15 protein-coding genes and 1 pseudogene are annotated in these 24001 nt (G+C 35.2%); 12 read left to right on the top strand and 4 right to left on the bottom strand.

Annotated features, from left to right (window positions below):
* Positions 1 to 66 precede the first annotated feature (66 nt).
* Positions 67 to 582 (top strand): TIGR02281 family clan AA aspartic protease, encoded by a 516-nt coding sequence (locus OOK97_RS03065; protein WP_006279648.1) that lies wholly within the window; start codon positions 67 to 69, stop codon positions 580 to 582.
* A 6-nt stretch (positions 583 to 588) separates the two neighbouring features.
* Here OOK97_RS03065 and secF read toward each other — a convergent pair whose 3' ends face one another.
* The 3 genes from secF to OOK97_RS03050 form a co-directional block, all read right to left on the bottom strand.
* Positions 589 to 1464 (bottom strand): protein translocase subunit SecF, encoded by an 876-nt coding sequence (gene secF / locus OOK97_RS03060; protein ID WP_264705593.1) that lies wholly within the window; start codon positions 1462 to 1464, stop codon positions 589 to 591.
* A gap of 181 nt (positions 1465 to 1645) precedes the next feature.
* Positions 1646 to 3757 (bottom strand): hypothetical protein, encoded by a 2112-nt coding sequence (locus OOK97_RS03055; protein ID WP_264705592.1) that lies wholly within the window; start codon positions 3755 to 3757, stop codon positions 1646 to 1648.
* Positions 3758 to 3930: 173 nt separating this feature from the next.
* The gene (locus tag OOK97_RS03050) at positions 3931 to 6000 is read right to left on the bottom strand and encodes a cytochrome c-type biogenesis CcmF C-terminal domain-containing protein (RefSeq protein ID WP_458694322.1); all 2070 of its coding nucleotides are present in this window, start codon (positions 5998 to 6000) and stop codon (positions 3931 to 3933) included.
* Here OOK97_RS03050 and OOK97_RS03045 point away from each other — a divergent pair.
* The 11 genes and pseudogenes from OOK97_RS03045 (at position 5957) to OOK97_RS02995 (ending at position 23089) form a co-directional block, all read left to right on the top strand.
* Positions 5957 to 6145: a hypothetical protein gene (locus tag OOK97_RS03045; protein ID WP_022626229.1), complete on the top strand. Its 189-nt coding sequence runs from the start codon at positions 5957 to 5959 to the stop codon at positions 6143 to 6145. The genes OOK97_RS03050 and OOK97_RS03045 overlap by 44 nt on opposite strands.
* A gap of 80 nt (positions 6146 to 6225) precedes the next feature.
* Complete coding sequence (locus tag OOK97_RS03040; protein WP_264705590.1) at positions 6226 to 7467, top strand: hypothetical protein; 1242 nt, start codon at positions 6226 to 6228, stop codon at positions 7465 to 7467.
* Between the two features lie 122 nt (positions 7468 to 7589).
* On the top strand, positions 7590 to 8915 hold the full coding sequence (locus tag OOK97_RS03035; protein WP_077188568.1) for a dihydroorotase: 1326 nt from the start codon (positions 7590 to 7592) through the stop codon (positions 8913 to 8915).
* Positions 8916 to 9113: 198 nt separating this feature from the next.
* A complete protein-coding gene (locus OOK97_RS03030; protein ID WP_264705589.1) occupies positions 9114 to 10298 on the top strand; it encodes a dicarboxylate/amino acid:cation symporter in 1185 nt (394 codons plus the stop codon).
* 3 nt (positions 10299 to 10301) lie between these two features.
* Complete coding sequence (pyrE, locus tag OOK97_RS03025; protein WP_264705588.1) at positions 10302 to 10898, top strand: orotate phosphoribosyltransferase; 597 nt, start codon at positions 10302 to 10304, stop codon at positions 10896 to 10898.
* Between the two features lie 97 nt (positions 10899 to 10995).
* Positions 10996 to 12825 carry a translational GTPase TypA gene (gene typA, locus OOK97_RS03020; protein ID WP_264705587.1) on the top strand — a complete coding sequence of 610 codons (1830 nt, stop codon included), beginning with the start codon at positions 10996 to 10998 and terminating at the stop codon, positions 12823 to 12825.
* 62 nt (positions 12826 to 12887) lie between these two features.
* A pseudogene (locus OOK97_RS07275) lies at positions 12888 to 13133 on the top strand (PD-(D/E)XK nuclease family transposase); the annotation flags it as partial.
* A gap of 969 nt (positions 13134 to 14102) precedes the next feature.
* Positions 14103 to 16664, top strand: coding sequence for an ATP-dependent chaperone ClpB (clpB, locus tag OOK97_RS03010; protein WP_155969008.1), 2562 nt, complete (start codon positions 14103 to 14105; stop codon positions 16662 to 16664).
* A gap of 27 nt (positions 16665 to 16691) precedes the next feature.
* Positions 16692 to 21434: an NAD-glutamate dehydrogenase gene (locus OOK97_RS03005; RefSeq protein WP_264705654.1), complete on the top strand. Its 4743-nt coding sequence runs from the start codon at positions 16692 to 16694 to the stop codon at positions 21432 to 21434.
* Between the two features lie 4 nt (positions 21435 to 21438).
* Positions 21439 to 21735 (top strand): Sec-independent protein translocase subunit TatB, encoded by a 297-nt coding sequence (tatB, locus tag OOK97_RS03000; protein WP_038250226.1) that lies wholly within the window; start codon positions 21439 to 21441, stop codon positions 21733 to 21735.
* The gene (locus tag OOK97_RS02995; protein WP_264705586.1) at positions 21707 to 23089 is read left to right on the top strand and encodes a PleD family two-component system response regulator; all 1383 of its coding nucleotides are present in this window, start codon (positions 21707 to 21709) and stop codon (positions 23087 to 23089) included. The genes tatB and OOK97_RS02995 overlap by 29 nt, the downstream gene beginning before the upstream one ends.
* A 144-nt stretch (positions 23090 to 23233) precedes the next feature.
* Here the strand turns inward: OOK97_RS02995 and recO are convergent, their stop codons facing one another.
* A complete protein-coding gene (recO, locus tag OOK97_RS02990; RefSeq protein WP_264705585.1) occupies positions 23234 to 23956 on the bottom strand; it encodes a DNA repair protein RecO in 723 nt (240 codons plus the stop codon).
* Positions 23957 to 24001: the final 45 nt, after the last annotated feature.

Below are 24001 nucleotides of genomic sequence, written 5' to 3'. Positions count from 1 at the left end.
ATTTTTAATAATAACTTTTAACGCTGATCTTTAAAATTTATTTTAATAGCTTCAAATTTTAACAATATGAACGCGGTGAAAAATCTAGTTATTTGGTTGCTAATAATAGCCACTACTGCAATGCTTATTGATTCACAAAGGGACAAACTAAGCGACAGATTTCTCAGTACTTTTTTACCATATAAAGGAAGAATTCAAAATAGCGGTCAGAATAGTGGAAGTATTGAATTTACGAAGTCATATGATGGACACTTTTATATTCAGGCTCAAGTCAATGATCGCAATATAACGTTTTTGCTTGATACTGGAGCAACCGATATTGTTCTATCACAAAAAGACGCATTACATGTTGGTATTAACTTACAAAATGTTCAGGATTTTAAAATATATGAAACTGCGAAAGGTCAAATAAAAGCTGGAGTGGTTCAAATACCTCAAGTTAAAATAGGAAATTTTTTGATTAATGATGTACAGGCAAGCGTTAACACTCATTCTATGTCTCATTCACTACTTGGAATGAGCTTTTTAAGGTATTTTCATTTCACTATAAGAGATAATAAGTTGATATTATACCGCGACTAAACACTTCTACAATCTACTTATCAAAGCTCTGTAGGTTAATATAGGAGCAGAAATAAATATTGCAGAACAAGCGCCAATCAAAATACCAAAAAAAATGATCAAGCTGAAGTCTTTCACTGCATCTGTGCAGATTAATGCCAAAGGAAGAGCAGCAAGAAGGGTTGTACCCGAGGTTAATATAGTGCGAAATAATGTAGCGTTGATACTTGCATCTACTATCTCACTCATCCGCCCACTTTTACCACTCTTGCAATACTCTCGAATCCGATCGTATATAATTACTGAGTTATTGATTGAATAACCAATGACAGTGAGAAGAGCTGCAACTGATGAAATATTAAACTCAATGCCAGTTAGGCTAATAAAACCAACAGTTAAAATCACGTCATGAATCAGTGCTGTTATTCCACTGAATCCACATTGCCAATTAAATCTAAACCAAACGTAAAAAAATATTCCAACAATTGCGATCAACATGGATAACATTCCTTCAAATATTTGTGTTGAGCTTATTTGTGGGCCAACATAGTCTATTTTACGATAGCTTATTGAGCTCCCCAGCTTTTCTTCTAGTATGCTTTTTATCTTTTTGATTTTATCTTCATCTCCTTCATCTTTAAAACGCATGACTAAATTATCACCCGCTTTTGAACTCTGCACTGTAAAACTATTTTCTTTTAATGCATCGAGAATAGAGTGATTCTCATCTGAAGATTTTATCTCTATCAAAATTCCGCCTGCAAAGTCTATGCCTAAGTTCACTCCACGCAGCACAACAGTGAATATTGAAAAGATGATAAGAATAATGCTAATTAATGCAGTCAAATCCCTATATTTACTAAACTTGATATCGAGGTTGTCTGGAATGAGTCTAAGTGCCATGCTATTTACTTAAACTTGAATTTTATATACTTTTCAAAAAATTCACTAGTTTATTCTGTGATTGTTTGATTATGTCAATTTTTCCATCAGTTAATTCTTGTCTGTCAATTAAGTTCTATCTAGCTTGCATACTACCATTTTGAAGTACATTACAAAAGCGAAATACTGCCAATTTGGCCCATCATTTTATCTCTGCAAGCTTATCCCCCCTTGCTATGTTAGCAACGCAACCTAAGCTAGGTTCCTTCATAGCAGTGTTAGGTACACTGCCATATCTTTCAAAACTTTCATGCTCTATAGCTTCCTCAACACTTTTTCCTCCTAAAAGACAGTTTTCCCCTAAACTTTTTCCCCTATTTTTTAACTCATTAAGCCTTGCTCTGTTTTCCCCATCAATCTCCACTTTTATTTTATTGCTGCCTTTCTCACTAGGACTTAGATAAATACTTATCTCTCCTACCTCAGTAGTAAAAGACATTTCAATACCACCTTTTGAGACATCCATGTAATTTCTTTTTCCCCCTATTTCTTCTACATTTTCAACTCTTACTATACTTTCTCCAATTTTGAGTATGCCAACTCTTAAATTTAAGTCTTTGGCTTTTTCATTATTTAGGATTTCTGCAACTTCAACAATACTATCTTGCGAGTATTCTATACAAAAATATCTATTATCCTTGTCTACTCCTAATACATTTTGAGTCTGCTTGCTTTTGTTTACAATACTTTCATATGCTAAACCTTTTAGCTTGCTTTCAATTTCCTTACATTTCTCAGAAAGACCATCATTAAATCCATTACAAGTAACTATCTGCTCAAACTCATTCCCATCGAAAAAATTATGGCGTTTTACCTTCCCACCTTCTAACAATAAATTACTAACAATGCTTTTGATAATGTCCTCTTCGGACACTTCATTTTTTTTGTTACAGTTTTGACCTTTACTTTCTTTGTTACAGTTTTTATCTTTACTTTGATAGGGAAAGTTATCAAATACAAAAGTGTTACTTCTGTTACTTATATGACTACCACTAGTAAGATCTTTTATTTCTTCAAATACTGTATTTGTTACAGTTTTGTTACAACAACTACATTTTAAATTTAACATTACTTCTTTTTCTAAGTATTTAGCTACTATGCACTTAATACTTTCTGGAGTATTTTTTATATCTTTTTGTTCATTTTGTTCTGTTATACCTCTCACCTCCCCACAGCATTTATCAATCAGATCCTGTTTACTTTGAGTTAACGACATTTTTAGTTTCATAAAAAGTGAGTCTTTTAGAAAAGGATTATCATCTTCTAGGTCCCGATCATTTTCTGAATCCAAATCATCTGTTAACTCCATTGAATCAAGATTACCTGAACTATAGTACGAACCCTTTTTTGAGTCCGAACTATCTTCTGAGTTCCCATCACTATCTGACCAATTGTCAACTTTCGGAAATTCTGAGCTTTTCTGTTCACCTTCAAAAGTCTGATTACTACCACCAGCGCCCTTTGTCAAATTTTCTTTACTTTCACAAGAACCATCTGAACCATAGCCCTCATTCCCTTTTGGATCTGAATCATCTGGATTACAATCAGAAGTTATTTCTGTATCTTCAGAAATCTGTTGATTATCACTTTCACCTAACAAACCACCATTTGTTGGATTACATACATTTTCTGTATATTTTTGATTATTTTGTGCTTCTATTTTCTCCTTTTCGTACAACAGTTTAAACTGATCCTCATCGTCAGAATTGTGACCTGAATCACAAATTACATGATCATTGCAGGTAGAATTATGCTCTACTGAATCAGTACTTTCAAAAATTTGTGGATTATTACTTCCGTCTGGCAAATTACCTGATAAACCAGTCTGATGATTATTTTCACCTACCCAACCATCAGTTGTTGTTGGAATATATATTCCTGTATATCTTTGGCTATCAAGAGAATCATTAGTTAATTGTACTGCTGTATAAGTTGTCCGGTCATCCTCATCATCGGAACTAATACCTGAATCATGGCCATCACCTTCTTTAATCTTTTGAGTTTCTATATCGTGTTCATTTATTTCGCTCGACGAATCATAGTTGGAAGGGTTATACTGTTGATTAGAACGGTGCGTAGTGAAAAGCACTTGACTATGATTATTACTGTTATCGCTTGTACGAGAATCATCGGAGTGCTGTAGAGGAGTTTGTGCATTACTTTTAAGAGTTTTACGCCACTCACTGCAAGGATCCTTATTAAAGTCGAAAGCAGTGCGTATAACTTTTTCCTTGCCTGATACCCCACCATTCATATTGTATAACCATTACTCACTAATCCCTTAGTGAATATCGTAATATATAGGTCTGTCAATAAAAAAATATAACTTTCTTTGGTTCTAACCTTTGCAAATCAGTATCTATAGCCCGGTAATTTCTCATATATTGCACTCTGGACCTAGGAGCGTTGTTAATAAATCCACGACAGCTAGACAACCTTCGCCCGTTTACTAGAAGGCAAAGCAGCAAGGAGCGAACCAAAAGCGATAAGAAAGGATCCAAACCAGATTATAGACATTCCAGGTTTATAGTGCACTTTAGCTGCAATTTTGCTCTTACTCTTATCAATTTCTCCAATTACAACATAAATATCAGAAAATAAATTGTGGTAGATACTGCTTTCAACATTTTTCTGACCTTCCGCAAGGTAAAATCTATATTCAGGAGTTACTTCACCTAATATCTTATTATTCAGCAAATTCCTGATATCCATTGTACCCCTCACTGCATGGAAATTTTTTTCTTTTATTAGCTCAATATTTCGTAAAGTAACTTTAAATTTATTGACTGTTATGCTATCCCCTATTTTTAAGTAATTTTCTTTTTTCTCCTGCCAACCAACTGAATAAGCTATACCAAGCACTAGAATTGCCACTCCAGCATGAGCAAGCATCATTGCATAGTAGGACTTAGAAACTCTTCTTGCTAATAAAATTGATTCACCAAATGCTACCTTAAATAAACGAATTCTTTTACTGTATGCTTCTAAAACAAAGATTAATAATGCTATGGAGATAGTAATTGATAGCACAATCATTAGCTCCATGTGAAAGATAAACGGCAAAATAGCTGCAGCACTACAGAATGAGAATCTGTATTCACGGAATATTGGCAATAGACTATTTCCCTGCCAACTGCAGTATTGCCCTATCATGGTGAGCACTAGAATAGCTAGTGCAATAGAGTTAAATAAAGAATTGTAATATGGTGCTCCAACTGAAATTAATTCACCGGTTAAATACTCAAGCACTGTAGGGTATAAAGTGCCAACGAACACGATGAAAAAGGCAGTGATGAATAATAAATTGTTCATCAGTATCATCGTAAAGCGTGAAAAGAATCTTCTACCCTCTGTCACTTGAGTAGCAAGTTTCTTTCTGGATTCCAGTGTCAAGCATTGGAATGACATCGCAGGCGTGTGATTTTTTCTCGTAAATACTACAAATATTACTAAGCTACTGACTGTAATTACACCAAGTAGAGCTAATATATATAGTCCATATCTTGGGTCATCTGCAAACGTGTGCACTGAGGTAAGTATTCCTGAGCGGACTAGAAATGTTCCAGTCACACTCAATATAAAAGTTGTAAGCGTAAGTAAAATAGCAAAGTTCCTTAAAACATTGAAATTCCGTACCACGAGCAACAAATGTGTCAGCGCTACTGCAATTAGCCACGGCATCAAAGAAACGTTTTCCACTGGATCCCAAAACCAAAATCCACCCCACCCAAGTTCGCGATATGCCCACCAGCTACCCAAGCTGATGCCCAAAGTGAGCAGCGACCAAGAAATAAGTACCCAAGGCCTGACAATTTTAGCCCAAACATTTCCTTCAGTATTTAAAATTAATCCAGCTATAGAGAGCGAAAAAGGAACGCTAAATCCAAGGTACCCCAAATATAATATCGGTGGATGAATAGCAAGGCCTATATCCTGCAATATCGGATTAAAACCCAATCCATCTGTTTCAATGCCTGGCATTTTAGTGAAGGGGCTGGATTCAATTAAAGTGAACAGCAAAAAACAAAAGCAAATCAGCCCATGAGTGATAAGAGATATTTTTTTTAATTTACTACCATTAGTTCGTTCTGGTGTCATTCCAGTGCTTGACACTGGAATCCAGTTTTTATTACACTGCCATTTGATGTACTCATTTGCAATTAAATTGTCTGGATCCCAGTGTCTGGACACTGGGATGACAGAAGAAGAGACTGGGATGACAGAGGGGGAAACTGGGATGACAGAAGGTATATAAATATCCATTAGTAATAAATACATGACAAGCACTAAGGTCCAAAGCAACATGGACCCTTCTTTGTTTCCCCAAACACCACAAATCTTGTAGATCAAAGGTTTTGTTGTGTGTGAGTGGTAGTATACGTTTTCAAGTGAAAAATCATTTGTAATGTGGCAGTAGATCAAAATAGCCATTGACGCTGATACACAAAAAAATATGGCAGTGGTAATAAACCGACAAGAACTAAGCGGTAAAAACAAATATGTCAAAGACAATAAGCAGGCTAGCAATAGCAATATATTCCCAAGTTCAGGCATAAAAAATTATAGTTTTTATATAAACAATATTACTGATGACAAGTTAGAAGTTAAAGTGTTAATTGATGCTAGCATAATGCTCCCGTAGTTAGCTGTGCTAGTATTAATTAAAAATTAAATATTAAATCTTTATACTTTTATAGATAGCGTTAATATTGAGGTAACATTGTGGGTACAACTAAGATTAGTAAATTTCCATTCAATATAAAAGGTAAAGTGGCAAAACAACATGCCGAACCAATAATCGAAAAAAATCTCTATACTATTTTAGGATTCAAAGATATAGAAGATTTTGAAAATAAGACAAGTAAACTTGTTAATAAAAAAGTTTGGCAATCATTTGTTGACTGCTTTGCAAAAGAAATAGATTATGCAGCAACCGAAGAAGTTGTAAAAAACATCGTTTGTAACATTGCAAAGAGTGATCAAGGTAATGCTTTTACCAAAACTGAACATCTCATATTAAATGAAAAGCAAGATAATAAAAAGAGAGAAAAAGCGATTAGAAAAGCTATTAGTATTTTGAGAAAAATCAATCCAGAAAAAGCCTTTAATGAACTTTCAGTAATAAAAAAACAAGCTGAAGATTTTTTACAAACCGATTTTTGTAAAGCACAGAGTAAATCACTTCAAGGATTTGCTCCCTCTGGTGGACAGCTCTTTGCGGAAACTCTGAAATATATAGAAACACTAGAAAGATTATCCGAAGTAAAAAAAGAAGGGCTAGTTAGAGATTTCTTGTTAAATCATGTTAGTTTATTGAATAAAAAGTATCCTAAATCACAAGGTAAAAGGGAAGATGCTATAACAATACTATCAAGTGATGAGTTGAAGAATTTTTACAATAAAGGTGTAGAAGAAGGAATATTACAACCAATGGCATCTTACAAAGGATGCAGAAACCTGTATGACAAAATGAACCAGATAAAAAATGAATCCAAAAGTATAATTAAAAGAGAAGAACGGGAAGAAAATTTAAAGAAAAGAGATAAGTCGATAATCAGCGCAATTAATGACATAAAAAAACATAGAGAAGCAATCCTTAACTGTAAAGACTTTCAAAATTCTTACATAAAAGAGAAAAAAGAACATCCATTTAGAGGCAACGCATGTCAAAAAATGATTGATATATATCAAGAGAGAATTGTTGGATATCAGGAGAAAATTCGTCAAAACTTAAACCAAATAAAAGCGATATTAAAAAGTGCGCCGCAAGAAATAGATGATGTGGAAGAATTCGAGGAAATAATTGATGATATACATGAAGCAAAGCAGTGTGATGAAATTTTTGATTCAGCTTTAATTTGTTTATCGAACATACAGAATGAGCTAGATATTCAGCTGGAAAATCCTTCAACAGAACTCAGAGTTTCACACATTAACGTTAAAACTGAGCTAACTAGGTTATAAGAACCAAATCTTTAGGGTAATGAAAGCACTTTAATTCAAGACAGCTCTTAGTCTGTGTTTTAATTTGGTTGTGTTTTATTAAAAAAACTTTAAATTTATTTTATAATCGATACTCAAATATAATGACTCAAACTTGGGATTTGTTGCAAACAGGGCAAAAGGAAGGCTATAAAATTGCGTATACTAATGCTCGTATTATCGACCCGGAAACTAAACTTGATATAAAAGGTTCATTATTGACTGAAGGGGATAAAATTGTTGACTTTGGTGAATCATTATTTTCAACAAGTGGAGTTGATGAAACAATAGACTGTAAAGGGCTTGTTCTAATGCCAGGCCTTATTGACATTCACGTACATTTTCGTGAACCAGGCCAGGAACATAAAGAAACTATATATACAGGCAGCAAATCTGCAGCTGCGGGGGGAGTTACAACTGTAGTTTGTCAGCCAAACACTGTTCCAGCAATTGATAGCGTTATTTTGGCTAAATATTTGAAATATAGAGCACTTGAAACTTCACATGTAAACGTTGAATTTTACGCTAAAATCACCACTTCGGAAGAAAAGTTGACTGAAATGGCACTTTTAAAGGAAGCAGGTGCGGTTGGGTTCACTGATGATGGCATGCCAGTTATGAACCCAATGATTATGAGACAGGCACTGCTTTATTCAAGTATGCTGAATGTCCCTATTGCTCAACATGCAGAAGATTTAAATTTATCTGCTGGTGGCGCAATCAACGAAGGTAAAATTTCTGAAGAATTGGGAGTAAAGGGGATCTTGAGTGCGTCAGAATCGGTTATGGTAAATCGTGATATACTGCTAATGAAGGATATGGAAAATGTGCACTACCATATTCTACATGTCTCTTCAAAAGATTCACTTGATGCTATTAAACGTGCAAAAGATTTGGGATTAAATGTTACGTGCGAAGTAACCCCTCATCACTTCACTTTGACTGAAGATATAGTAAAACAACATGGGGCAATTGCAAAAATGAATCCGCCGCTTCGCACTGAAGAAGATCGTTTAGCTATGGTTGAAGGTTTAAAGACAGGTGTGATTGATTGCATTGCAACTGATCACGCTCCGCATGATCGTAGTTCTAAAGATCTACCACTTGAAAATGCTGCATTTGGTATTGTTGGTCTTGAAACAATGCTGCCCCTTTCACTTGAACTCTATCACAGTGGGCAAATGGGTCTACTTGATGTGCTTGCAAAATTGACATATAAGCCTGCAGATATAATACACATACCACGTGGTCGTATACAAAAAAACCTTGCTGCAGACTTAATTTTAGTTGACCTCAATCATGAATGGGAAATTAAAACTGACAACTTTGCTAGTAAATCAAAGAATTCTCCTTTCGATGGTCGCAAAGTAAAAGGACACGTAGTACGTACTGTTGTGTCCGGCAAAACTATATACTCGCAGAAGAGTTAGTTATCATATCTTATCTATTCCAATTTGTTATCACCAGAATGGGCTAAGTGCACCTAAATTTAAATTAAGAAATCTTACACTGTCTCCGAATAAACACATCCTCTTATCTTTCCCTAATCTGTAAAGTTATTTTGTCTATCAATCTGATTCCAAAACAGCAAAATTATTGTATAATGTTACTTTGAAGTTTTATTTTCAATGCACAAGTTTGCAATACTTTTTTCTATACTGCTTGCAATAGTTGCTTACTACCTAAACAATGAAATCATATTTGAAATAGCAAAGCTATTTAGTGATATCTTTATCAGCTTGCTCAAATTAATAAGCTTACCTCTGGTTTTTTTATCCATAGTTTCCACAATTTCCGGGCTCAAAGACTCAATTGAAATCAAAGTCTTAGTTAAGAAAACACTATTTTATACTCTGCTTACAACTATTATAGCTGCGTTTGTTGCATTATCGTTTTATTTGTTAATAGATCCAGCAAGAAAAAATTTCATAAGTAATACAATAGGGAGTATTAACAGCAATAACCACAGTTATTTTTCATATTTAAAATCACTCATTCCTTCTAATTTTGTGCAAGTTTTTCTTGAAAATAATATGATTGGTAGCATATTAATCGCTTTTTTGATGGGTGGAGCTATTGTTTCACTTTCAAAAGAAAAGCAGGATATATTATATCAAGTATTCTCTGCACTTTTTGATGCGCTACTTAAAATTGCTCAAGGGTTATTAAAATTTATTCCGCTTGCTGTTTGGTCTTTTATTACTTGTTTTTTGCATGAATTAAAAGGTGGTAGTGAGTTCTACAGTCTTTTATGGTATTTTATTTGCATAATGTCTGCAAATTTCGTGCAAGCGTTTCTGATTTTACCGCTACTTATGTGGTATAAAGGCATATCACCAACTCAAACGCTGAAAGGGGTTATGCCGGCACTCACACTTGCGTTTTTTTCTAAATCATCCAGTGCAACATTGCCAACAACTATAGAATGTGTGCAGAACAAGCTAAAGGTGCCAAAGAAATTATCGTCTTTTATTTTACCAATATGCACAACAATCAACATGAATGCATGTGCTGCATTTATACTAATCACTGTAATGTTTGTTGCAGAAATGAACGGATACGCATTTTCCTTAAGCGAAATGTTGATATGGATTTTTTTAGCTACAGGGGCTGCAATTGGTAACGCTGGAGTGCCGATGGGGTGCTATTTTATGGCAACCAGTTATCTCGTATCGATGAATGTTCCTTTGCACATCATGGGACTTATTTTACCTATTTACACGATCATCGATATGTTTGAAACTGCAATAAATGTGTGGTCTGATATTTGTATTACTCAGATAATTAATAAAGAATGTAATAGTGAAACTTAAAAAATGATATTAGACGAAAATAATCTAATAATAAAAGAATTTAAGGAAGCAGAAGCAATTTTGCATGGGCATTTTGTTTTATCATCCGGGCTGCACAGCGACACGTACATACAATGTGCGAAGATTTTTGAAAATCCAAGCAGAGCTATGAGAGTTTGTGAGCTATTGGTAAATAAAATAAGAAAAGAATTAAATAGCTCAATAGATTTAATATTATCTCCTGCAATTGGTGGAATAATTGTGGGTTATGAGATTGGCAGGCAGCTTGGAATAAAGACAATGTTTTGCGAGCGCGTTAACGGCAAGTTTGAATTACGCCGTGGATTTAAGATCAAAAAAGGTGAGAAAATATTACTTATCGAGGATGTAATAACCACAGGCAAATCTTCACTTGAAGCAGTGGAATGTGCAGAAGGGAAAGGAGGTAAAGTTGTTGCTGAAGCTTCTTTGATAAAGAGAAATAGTGAAACGAAACTGCCTTTTCCTGTCATATCTTTGATTGAACTGAACATCAAAAACTACAGCGAGGAAGAACTTCCAAGTGAATTAAAACAACTACCCATAACAAAACCTGGGAGTAGGGAATATTTAACAAAGTAATCCTATAATATCTTGGAAGCACAGCACAGCTTTAGTTATTTACTCTAAGTGTATTTTATGTATACTTATTACTAAATTAATTTTGAAATAATAGAAAATGAACGAATTTAAATCGATCCGTAATATAGCAATAATCGCACACGTTGACCACGGTAAAACTACTTTGCTTGATAACATGTTAAAACAAAGCGGCACATTTCGCGAGAATCAAGAAGTTCAAGAACGAGTGATGGATAGTGGTGATCAAGAGCGTGAACGCGGAATTACAATACTTGCAAAATGCACATCAATAATGTGGGGCGATGAAAAGATCAATATTATTGATACGCCAGGGCACGCAGACTTTGGTGGAGAAGTGGAAAGGGTATTGTGCATGGCAGATGGTGTGTTGCTGCTGGTTGACGCTGCAGAAGGTCCCATGCCACAAACTAAATTTGTGTTGTCAAAAGCACTAAAAGCAAATTTGAAGCCAATTGTGATAATCAATAAGGTCGATCGACCAGACAGCAGAATTGATGAAGTATTAAATGAAATATATGAGTTATTTTTTAACCTTGATGCAACCAACGAGCAGCTAGATTTTCCAGTGTTGTATGCTTCAGGTAGAAATGGTTGGTGTGCTAAGGAGCTTTCTGATGAAAGAAAAGATTTAAGCCCATTATTTTCAACGGTTATAGATTATATAAAACCTTCTGTTTATGATCAAAATGCACCTTTTGCTATGTTAGTCACTCTACTTGAGTCTGATAAGTTTCTTGGCAGAATATTGACAGGAAAGGTTTATCAGGGCGTTGCAAAAGTCAATTCAGATCTTAAGGTGCTTGACCTCGATGGCAAAGTAATTGAACGAGGAAGATTAACTAAGTTGCTCTCATTTTCTGGCTTGAAACGCATTCCAGTAGAACAAGCTGTGGCGGGAGACATAATTGCAATTGCAGGACTTGAGGAAGCTTCGGTTTCAGATACTATAGCAGCACCAGAGGTTACAACTGCAGTAAGCTCAACTCCAGTTGATCCGCCGACAATGGCGATTACTCTGAGTGTTAATGATTCGCCTTTTGCTGGACAAGAAGGTACAAAGCTTACCTCAACTGCTATAAAGGATCGCTTATACGCGGAGGCAGAAACAAATGTTGCAATTACTGTGACTTTGGCACCAAGCGGTGAAGCGTTTGAAGTAGGTGGACGTGGTGAGCTACAGCTTGGGGTGTTAATTGAAAATATGAGAAGAGAAGGTTTTGAGCTTTCGGTATCACGCCCTCGAGTGCTATTTAAGGAAGAAGATGGCAAAAAACTTGAACCTATAGAGGAAGTAGTAATTGATGTAGATGATGAATATAGTGGAATCATCATGGAAAAACTCAGCTTCCGAAAAGGTGAAGTGACTGACATGAGACCTTCTGGTAATGGCAGGACAAGATTAACGTTTTTAGTGCCATCAAGAGGATTAATTGGTTATCAAGGAGAGTTTTTAACTGATTCTCGGGGCACAGGCATAATTAACCGTTTATTTCATAGTTATGCTCCACATAGAGGTCCAATTTCTGGAAGGCGCAATGGAGTTTTAATTTCTACAGATAAGGGTGAGGCTGTGGCATATGCAATCTTCAATTTGCAAGACAGGGGAATTATGTTTATTAAGCCACAAGATAAGGTATATTGTGGCATGGTTGTCGGCCAGCATAGCCGTGACAATGATTTGGAGATAAACGTGCTAAAAGGTAAGCAATTAACAAACGTAAGAGCTTCAGGTAGTGATGAAGCTATAAAGCTCACTCCACCAAAGATAATGACACTGGAGGATATGATAGCGTATATAGATGATGATGAATTGGTGGAAGTAACTCCAAAATCTATACGTTTACGCAAGAAATTCCTTGATCCAAATGAACGTAGGCGTGCAGGAAGGGCAAAGAATAAGGAGTAATCAGAGGTTGAACATTTGCGAAAAATAGTGTATAATTATTCGTCTCCTAATTGTATTTAATTATGGCCTTTTCGAAATTTCTCGATCCAAAAAACAATTTCGCGTTCAAGAGAATATTTGGCACTGAGAAAAATAAAGATATTCTCATTCACTTTCTCAATGATATATTGGGCTTCGCTGGCAAAGATGAAATAGAAGAAATAGAATTTCTCAGCACTATCATGGATGCTGAGATTGCCTCTAAAAAACAAAGTATTGTTGATGTTTTCTGTACTGATTCTGCTGGAACCCAGCTAATTATTGAAATGGTGCGACCTGAAAGTCTTCGGTCATATTGTTTAAAAGGAGAGGAATTCCTTCAGAAAGAAACTAAAAGAGTTCTAAAACTTATTAAACCAGATGTTTTGCCATCTGAGTCTACGCATCAGTGCGAATCGGGTAACCGGTTGGTGCCAAGCGATGCGGACAATGAACCTCCTCTTGAAAAAGAAGATGCTCAATCGTGAAAGGAGCATAAACTACAAGCATCATGTGGTTGGAGAGCTAGGCTTAGTGGTATGGTGAACGTAAGTGAAGCTTCATAAGTATCGTAACGATTAAAGAGCTAAAGATGCTGATAAGCTCCGACCAAAAGGTAATGTGACATTTTTCATTTCTGGATGTACGCAAATCACCGGTATAGAGAAGTCACCTAACCCACTGTTGTATGACAGAAGGAACAGGGTAAGCCTGTATTTCCGCCTATATGGCAAGCAAACCGCAAGGAACGCTGATGAAAATGCAGGTAAAGGATAATGGAGAAAGCGAATGCCATTTTGTAACGAAATGTATAGAATTTGTAACATTAATTCGCGTGAAAACGAGCAGATTTCCATTTGGTCCCTCGTGACAAGAAACTTTGTTAACCACTTGAGGTAGAGAAGCAGATGACCTTACCCACAGAAATGATGAAGAAATTAGGAATATTTTTTACAAAAAGGACAATACTAACAAAAGAACTTTATTCTATTTAGAATATAAAGTTACAATAAATTTTCCTGTCATCTCCAAATAAATTACATTAACTTAGTATTGTATATTGTTAATAACTTAAATAATACAACCATTTTCAGCAACAAAAACCAAAGGTCTTGAGATACAAGATATTTGTATGGTTACTATGATAGTTCCTTTTTTAAGAAAGTTTTAAATTTCATACCTAACAATAAACAACTTTAGGTTTAAATTTATGAAATCAGTTGTTATATACATCAGCAAATACGAATTTAACTGGTGTTATGGACTTAAATAAATTTACCGAAAAAGCAAAAAGTCTAATTCAAAGTGCTCAAATGAAAGCGTTGGGAGCTGGGCATCAGATTTTTATGCCTGAGCATTTACTAAAAGTGATGCTTGAAGATGAATCAGGTTTAGTTCAGGATTTGATAAACGCTTGTGGTGGAAGTGTGCAAAGTATTTCTGATGCTGTGGATAGCGCAATAAAAAAGTTGCCAGTAATTGAAGGTCCAGGAAGTGGTGGCCTTCAACTTTCAAGAGAAATAGCAAAAGTTTTTGAAGATTCAATTGGTATTGCAAGAAGAAATAAAGATTCATTTGTTGCTGTTGAGCGTTTACTACAGGGCCTCACTGCACAAAAAGATGATACTGTAGGCAAAATTCTGGCAGAGAATGGTGTGACTCTACAAAAACTGAACTCAGTTATTGCAGAAATGAGAAAGGGCAGCAGTGCGGACTCGCCAAACAGTGAGGAAAAATTAAACGCGGCAAAGAAATATACAAAAGATGTTACAGAGCTTGCTATGCAAGGAAAGCTTGATCCTGTAATTGGTCGTGATGAAGAGATCAGAAGAACTATGCAGGTATCACTGAGGCGGACAAAAAATAATCCAGTGCTGATCGGTGAACCTGGTGTTGGAAAAACTGCAATAGTTGAGGGGCTTGCAAATAGAATTGTTGCAAACGATGTGCCACTTGGTTTGCATGATGCAAAGGTCTTAGCTTTGGATCTTGGAGCACTAATTGCTGGCACTAAGTTTAGAGGAGAGTTTGAGGAAAGGTTAAAAGCAGTGATTAATGAGATTTCGAGAGCGGAGGGAAAAATTATATTATTCATCGATGAATTGCACACTTTAGTTGGAGCAGGAGCAACAAGTGGTGCAATGGATGCCTCGAATCTGCTGAAGCCTGCTCTTGCGCGTGGAGAAATTCGCTGTATAGGAGCCACAACTTTAGATGAATATCGTCAGCATATAGAAAAAGATCCTGCACTTGCAAGGCGTTTTCAGCCTGTGTTTATCTCTCAACCAACTGAAACTGATACCATTTCAATACTCAGGGGTTTGAAGGAAAGATATGAGGTGCATCATGGTATAAGAATTACAGATGGTGCAATAATTGCTGCTGCAACGTTGTCCAATAGATATATAACAGATAGGTTTTTACCTGATAAAGCAATTGATTTGATTGATGAAGCAGCAAGCAGGGTGAGAATTGAAATGGATAGCAAGCCTGAAGTTATTGATGAACTTGAGAGAAAGGTTATACAGCTAAAGATTGAAGCAGAGGCTTTAAAAAAAGAAAGTGATGAAAATTCTAAACAGCGTTTAAAAAAGATAAATGAAGAGATCGAAAATCTAAACAGTAAATTTGCTGACTTGAACAGCAAATGGCAGATGGAAAAGAATAAAATAGCTAGAATACAAGAAACAGCCGAAAAATTAGATAACGCTAGAAAAGAGTTGGAATTAGTTCAGCGTAGTGGGAATTTGGGAAGAGCAGGAGAGCTGATGTATGGTGTGATTCCTCAGCTTGAGAATGAATTAAAAAATCAGGAAAAGGTTACTGATAGTTTCTTAAAGAAAGAAGTGACTGGAGATGATATTGCAAACATTGTTTCAAAGTGGACAGGAATTCCAGTTGATAACATGATGCACAGCGAAAAGGAAAAACTTCTCAACATGGAGAATGAAATAGGAAGAAGAGTAATAGGGCAGAAAGATGCAATAGAAGCGATAAGTAATGCAGTTAGGCGCTCTCGCTCTGGTGTGCAAGATACTAATCGACCTTTTGGTTCATTCTTATTCTTGGGTCCAACCGGAGTTGGAAAAACAGAATTGGCAAAAGCCCTTGCTGAATTTCTGTTTGACGATCAATCAGCGCTTTTGCGTTTTGATATGTCAGAATATATGGAAAAACATTCTGTTTCAAAGTTAATTGGCGCGCCTCCAGGGTATGTTGGCTATGAACAAGGTGGCAGATTAACTGAAGCAGTGAGGAGAAGACCATATCAGGTAATCTTATTTGATGAGATAGAAAAGGCAAATCCAGATATATTTAATCTATTGCTGCAAATCTTGGATGAGGGAAGACTCACTGATAGTCATGGCAAATTGATTGATTTTCGCAATACCATACTGATTTTAACTTCTAATCTTGGTGCTGAGATAATGCTAAAGGGGATTGCTGAGTCTGTAAAAGATGAGGTAATGCAGATAATTAAATCAACATTTCGTCCAGAATTTTTAAACAGACTGGATGAAATTATTATATTTCACAGTTTAACCAGAAATGACATCTATAAAATTATAGATGTTCAATTTTCTTATTTACAAAAAACACTTGCTAAGCGTAAACTGAGTATAAGTTTGTCGCAGGAAGCTAAAGAACTAATAGCACAAACTGGCTATGACCCTGAATATGGAGCAAGGCCCTTAAAAAGGGTTATACAAGAGTGTATTCAAAATAATTTAGCTAAATTAGTTTTATCAGGGGAAGTAGTAGAAAATGATGAACTAATAGTGTACGCTCTTGATAATGAAATCTTAGTTAAAAAGGTTTAAGTTCACTGTGTATTTTTGTTAAAAAAAATGTGTATAGATCATAATGTTGACACTGAGTCTTTATTTAAGTTAGCTGATCAAGAAAATCAGCAAGATAAAGAAAAAATTAAAAAATTCATTAAGTATTTTTATAGTTTTGTTTATAAAAGCGACCTAAAAGCCAACGATAAGTTTTTGCTATATATTGTAAACGATGCTTACAATTTTGTTTCTCAAAAAGAGAAAGATGAAAGTAAGTTAGTAGTAAGCAATATAGATGATATACCAGGAATAGAAGGCGATTTTACCACGATTAAGATAACAAACGATGATATGCCATTTTTGGTTGATTCTGTTATTGCAATTATTAAATCGCACAATTTAACCATATGCTATTACAGCAACAGCATAATTAACATTAAAAGAAAAGATGGCCTAATAGATGAGATTTACTCTTTGGAAGAAAGCAATGGAGTCAAAGAGTCAGTTATATATGTAATTATCAAAGGTATAAGTGACAGTTTTGTTGATACATTAAAAGAATCTCTACAAAAAACGCTGAAAGCAGTTAATTGCGTTGTGAAAGATTGGCACTTAATGCTCAAGAAACTTGATGAGGCAAGTCTTTCTGTCATCCCAGCTGGGATCCAGGAAAAGGACACGTGGATTCCAGTGTCACGCACTGGAATGACACCAGACCGAAATCAAGAGCAAAAAGATTTTCTAGTTTGGTTAAAGAATAGTAACTTCGTATTTCTAGGTTATCAAGAATATATTGCTGGTAAAGATGAAAAACTCGTCTGTGATAGCAAAAAGGCCCTTGGCCTGATGAGAGTAGGTCAAAGTACGTTGATTCCTTCTGCAAACCTTGATTCCCTATACATATTGAGATCAGATCTAATCTCAATAGTCCATCGGCGTACATACATGAATTGTATAGGAGTAAAAGAATTTGATGACCAGGGTAATGTAGTAAAGGAACGGCGTTTTTTCGGGCTATTTACTTCTGTAGCGGAGGTCCAAGATATTCGAACTATTCCAATAATAAAAGATAAAGTTAAAGTTATAGAAAAAAATGCAGGATTTGTAACCGGGGGCCACAACAATAAAGCTTTGATTTCTATTTTGCAAGTGTTCTCTTGTGATGAATTATTCCAATCAAATGAAGACGAATTATTTAAAATTTGCATTTCGATCATGTCTCTTGCGATTAGGCCAAGGGTCAGATTATTTTTAAGAAGAGTCGGGGATTTTATTAGTTGCATAGTGCTGATACCGATGCGTTATGCTAGCGCTAGGCTAATGTTCAAGATACGTGACATATTGAAGGATGAGACAAGTGCAGGAAGTTCAGATATTTATAACAATCACATTATCAATGAATATGATTTGATGAAATTGCATGTAGTGCTAAAGACCAAAAATGCTAGCGTTCTTGATGATGAAGTTTTGCGTATCGAAAACAAATTAAGAAACATTACAGAAAAGTGGGAAGATCGTTTTATAGACAATTTATACAATACTTTTAGCACTGTTGAGGATATATTCATCCGTTATTGCAAGGCATTTCCAATAAGCTATCAAGAGAGTTTCGAACCTCATGACGCATATTACGATATGAAAAAATTGGAGATAGTGAGGAAGAAAGGAGTTAGCGAGGTCGATTTAAGACTTACTCGTGATAATCTTAATTATCAATTAAAGGTTTATACTCCAAACAATGGAGGCCTTGAATTATCGAAGATATTAAGGATCACTAAGAATTTGGGAGCTAAAATTCTATCTCATAATGGCTATTACATAGAAATTAACGGTGGAATATGGATACACCATTTTGTGTTGTCAAGAGTCGAGGAATTAATAGACAACATTACTCTAAAAGAGCAATTTGAAATAACACTTGCGAAAGTGTTTAGCAAGGAAATTAAAAATGACTATTTCAATAGTTTGATCATTATTGCTGGGCTCAAGTGGAAGGAAGTGCTTCTGATTAGAGCGCTAAGTGCCTATCTAAAGCAGACGTCATTTAACTACAACCCAGAATATATCCAAAAGGTAGTCTCAGAGTATCCAAAAGTAGTAAAGTATTTGATACAACTATTTCATGCAAGATTTGATCCTAACATAGACATTGATAGAGCAGAAACTACGGACATTGTCAGAGAAAAAATTGAGGAACTTCTAAAAGAGATCAGCAATGTTTCACATGATTACGTTTTGCGCTCGATATTTAACTTGATAATGGCTATTTTAAGGACCAGTTATTATCAAGACGATAAACCATATTTATCTACAAAATTTGACTCAAGTAAAATAAATGGTTTGCCTGATCCTCGTCCGTATCGCGAATTGTATATTTATTCAAACCTTTTTGAGGGAATACATCTAAGAGGAGGGAAATTAGCCCGTGGTGGCTTAAGGTGGTCGGATAGGACGGAAGATTTTCGCACTGAAGTTTTGGGGCTCATGAAAGCTCAGATGACAAAAAATGCGGTTATTGTCCCTGTTGGTGCAAAGGGTGGATTTGTAATAAAGCAAGCTTATAAAGATAAGAATATTTTAAGAGAGAAAAGTGTTGAGTGCTATAAGAGTTTTATTAGAGGAATGCTTGATATTACTGATAACGTGGTTGATGGTGAAATAATTCCACCAGAGAATGTGATTAGGTATGATGAAGACGATCCATACTTGGTAGTTGCAGCAGATAAAGGCACTGCTTCATTTTCTGATTATGCCAACCAGATAGCCTCTGAATACAATTTTTGGCTTGGCGATGCATTTGCATCTGGTGGATCAGCAGGTTATGATCACAAAAAAATGGGTATTACAGCCAGAGGTGCATGGATTGCAGCACAGAGGCATTTTTGGAAAATGAATAAGGATATTTACCAGGATACAACTGTTATTGGAATTGGAGATATGGCTGGCGATCTATTTGGAAACGGTATGCTGCTTTCAAAAAATATACATTTAATCGGCGCATTTAACCATATGCATATTTTTGTTGACCCAAACCCTGATGCAGAAAAGAGTTTCACAGAGCGTAAACGTCTCTTTGAGTTACCATTTTCAACTTGGATGGATTATAATAAAGATTTGATTTCTAAGGGTGGAGGAGTATTTGAGCGTAGCAGTAAGCAAGTAAACATTTCTCAAGAAATAAAAAAGTGCTTTGATATAACAGAAGATATGCTACCTCCAAGTGATTTGATTAGATATCTATTGAAAGCAAAAGTGGACTTCATATGGAATGGAGGAATTGGCACGTTTGTTAAGGCAAAGAGTGAAAATCATAGCATGGTCGGTGATAAAGCAAACGATGAGTTAAGAGTGAATGGTAAAGATATTAGAGCTTCTATGTTTATAGAGGGTGGAAATCTTGGTTGTACACAGTTTGGAAGAATAGAATATGCTGAAAAAGGTGGATATATCAATGCAGACTTTGTTGATAATTCAGCCGGAGTGATATGTTCGGACCTTGAAGTTAACATTAAGATTGCATTTGTTTCAGCTATGAAAGCAGGGGGTATTTCTTTAGAAAAAAGGAATGAAATACTGGCAAGTATGGTGGATGAAGTTGCATCCAAAGTGCTTGAGAACCACAACAAAATTGAAACAAAAGCATTACTTCTTGAGTGTTTGCAAGCTAAAGAGAGATTGGAGCAGCACCACAGGTTACTGCTCAGTTTAGAAAAATCTGGGCTGTTAAACCGAAGCGTAGAATTTCTTCCAACTGAAGAAGAGATAGCAAGGATGTTAACTGGTGCAGAAGGTTTCAGTTCTCCTCAGCTCTCTGTTCTAATGTCTTATGCTAGAACAGCAATAAAAAATGAAATTATACATTCCGATCTGTCTGAAAAAGATCTTATATCTCATGACTACTTGCTAGGTTATTTTCCTAAAAAGATGGTAACAAAGTTTAAGGATTTCATATTAAAACACCAACTTCGTAGAGAAATTATCTCTACTTGCATTGCAAATGATGTAGTGAATAGAATGGGCTGTATATTCATCAATAATTTGGCTGAGAACACTGGAATTAAGATACAAGAAGCGGTTAACATATATATTGTTGTTAACCACCTGTATGATTTAAACAGCCTGTGGCAGAAAATTGATGAATTGGATGGAAAAATTGATGTTAACTCATACTTACAAATAGTGAGGAACGTGCAGAAATTTATTGGCAGAGTATCATTTTGGCTAGTGAAAAATCTTGGCAAGCTTAGCTTTGTAGAATTGGATGATGTTACAAAATTTAAAGATGCAATTGAAACTTTAGGCCAGAACTTAACTGATGTTTTAGATGAACACCTATTAAAGATCTATAGCCATGGATCAACTTCTTTAGTAGAACTTAATATAAATAAAGATCTAGCAAAAAAAGTTGCTGATCTATGCGTTCTTGCTTATGCACTGGACATTATATCTGTTGCTGAACAGACATCTTTGTCCATTCTTGATGCTGGTAAAATATACTTTGAGTTAAAGTCGCTGTTAAGATTCGATCTGATTAGAACAATTGCCATCAAGATGAAAAGCCGCTCTTCTTATTGGGATCGCAGCTTAGTTAATGATTTATTGGACGATTTAAGCAATTACCATCACAAGCTAGCTGTTAAAGTCATAAAAGCTACTGATAACCCTGAAGATAAGGTTCAAACCTGGGCTTGTAATGATAAGGACTACATAGAACGTTATAATAGTTTTTTAGATGAGATGGTTGCTTCTAAACTTGATTTAAGCAAATTAATATTTATAATCAGAAGGATTAAAGTACTTGCTTCATAGGAAAATGTTCAATATAGGTCTTTCAGAAATTTTAGTTGTAGCTTTAGTGAGCATAATTGTTCTTGATAAAAATAAGGTGCCTGTATTTATTGACCTTATTAGGAATGTGTATAAGTATCTTATGATTATAAAATCAAAAGCTAGGAGGTTATTGAAAGACGCAGGAGTTGAAGACTTATATAAAGAATGTAATGCTGAGAAAGTAAATTACATAATTGGTAAAAATGGTAAGCTTTATCCTACTTATGATATAGATAATACATCTAAAGATAATGACAGCAAAGATTCTGGTAGTAGATGATGTACTATCTAATGTCAAGCTTTTAGAAGCTCGACTAAAAGCAGAGTACTATACGGTTATCGTAGCTCATGATGGTGAAGAAGCTATAGATTTAGTAGCAAAGCAGCAGCCCGATATTATATTACTTGATATCATGATGCCAAAGATGAATGGCTTTCAAGTTTGTAAGGAGCTAAAGGGTGATCCCTTGACAACCCATATTCCAATAATTATGGTAACTGCGCTGCATGATACTCATGATAGAGTGCAAGGTATTAATGCTGGCGCGGATGATTTTCTGACTAAACCAATAAACGAAACTGCTTTATCTGCACGAATTAAGTCTCTCACACGCTTAAAGATGATTATTGATGAATTGCGTTTGAGAGGAGAAACTAACGCTGAGATTGGTGGAGTCGCAGGAAACAGTATTATGGATTATTCCAATCAGATTTTTGATGCTAACATACTTGTTATAGATGAGGATGTTCATCAAGCAGAGCAGATATATAATATATTAAAGCAACGCTTTAGGTCAATTAAAATACTGAGTGATCCAATGGAAGCATTGAAGGTTGGTATTGAGAATGGTTACGACCTGATCATTTCTGATATGCAATTTTCAAAAACTGACGGCTTGCGTTTGTGTTCTGAGTTTCGTAGTAAGGTGGAAACACGTTATACACCAATTCTGATTCTTTCTGAGGATTATGATAAAAACAATTTAGTAAAAGCACTTGATGTAGGTGCTAATGATTATTTAACAGTACCTTTGGATGAGGGTGAGCTAATAGCAAGGGTTAATTCGCAAGTAAAACGCAAAAGATATCAAGATGCCTTGAGAATGAATTTATTTAATAATGCGGAAATGTCTATAAAGGACCCATTAACTAACTGTTATAATAGAAGATATTTTGATGCACACTTAAGAAACATTGTTAAGGACTCTGTGGAAAAGGATAGAAGGTTGTCTCTTATGATACTTGATATAGACTATTTTAAGATAGTGAATGACAGTTTTGGGCATAGTGCTGGAGATGAACTTTTAAAGCAAATACAGAAAAGAATTTCTGAAAATATCAGAGTGACAGATTTACTAGCTAGGTTTGGTGGTGAGGAGTTTGTTGTTGTAATGCCAGATACCAATGTATCAGATGCGTATACTATTGCGGAGAGAATACGAAAAATTATTGCTAAAGAACCTTTTGTACTTGCAGATAAAAATACAACCCATAATGTAACTGTGAGCATTGGAATTGCAGAAATGCAAGGATCTGACTTTGATGATATTAAAAAATTTATAGTACGTGCTGACAGATATTTATATAAAGCAAAAAACAGTGGTAGAAATAGAGTGGTTACTGGCTATAGCTAAAGTGGCTTAAGTTTACCGACAACCGTCATTCCACTACTCGTGAGCGGAATCTATGCTGAGATACCGCGAATGAATCGCGGTATGACGTGTTGCTTGGGTTAGCTATAGATTTCTGAAATGATTTCAAAAAAATGATAACTAAGATTAAAGCGACAACATGAGGTTTCTCAGCTCTGGAAATTTCATGTCTAGCTGCAAAAATAGATACTTATTTAAAAAATATCCTGTAACTTTCAGTCCTAACTGAAATTCTTGGAATGAGTAGCTGTTTTGTAGGTTATTATTGTATACATCATGCAACATTTGTGGAAAAGGTAGGAGTTTATCTGCATAATAATCTCCTACTTTTTTTGACACTGCTCTACCAGTTTTTGGAGAAATAAATTGCAGATTTTCCTTAACACCTGTTACAGCGCATTTGGATAAGTCTAACTTGAATCCCAATTGCGTAAGAAGCAGAAGCTCTAAGTTAAGATAATGGCTTTGCCAAGACTGATTGTTGTGTTTAATTACATCGATGAAATATCGAAAATTGTCATACAGTATGGCACAGGGTTCACTTTCTGGAAGCACTTTTTCTAAAATAGAGGAGAAAGAAACAATAGTAATGCTTTTTAACCTATCTTGAAAGAAATGATGGAATGGAGATTCGATTAATTCGCACTTAAAAAAACCTAGATTTTCAGGTAACTTAGCACTCCATTCTGCATGTAATAGATTACTTATCTGAAACTTATAATTGCTATTGTTTGTTAGCTTAGTTAATCCCCTGCGCTTTCCATGACTTTTTGTAAACAGAGAAAGAATTAAGTTTTTATCGCCGTATTTTTTAGCAGCTATAATGATGCCTTCATCTTTCCATCTCATTTAGAGTGTATTGACCGTATGATATTATAGGATAGTACACCTAGA

Origin of the sequence: Wolbachia endosymbiont (group A) of Gymnosoma rotundatum, from assembly GCF_947250765.1 — a bacterium.
GTDB classification, from domain to species: domain Bacteria; phylum Pseudomonadota; class Alphaproteobacteria; order Rickettsiales; family Anaplasmataceae; genus Wolbachia; species Wolbachia pipientis.
Note: the sequence above shows the minus strand (reverse complement) of the source record. Positions and strands in the feature narration are given on the sequence as shown.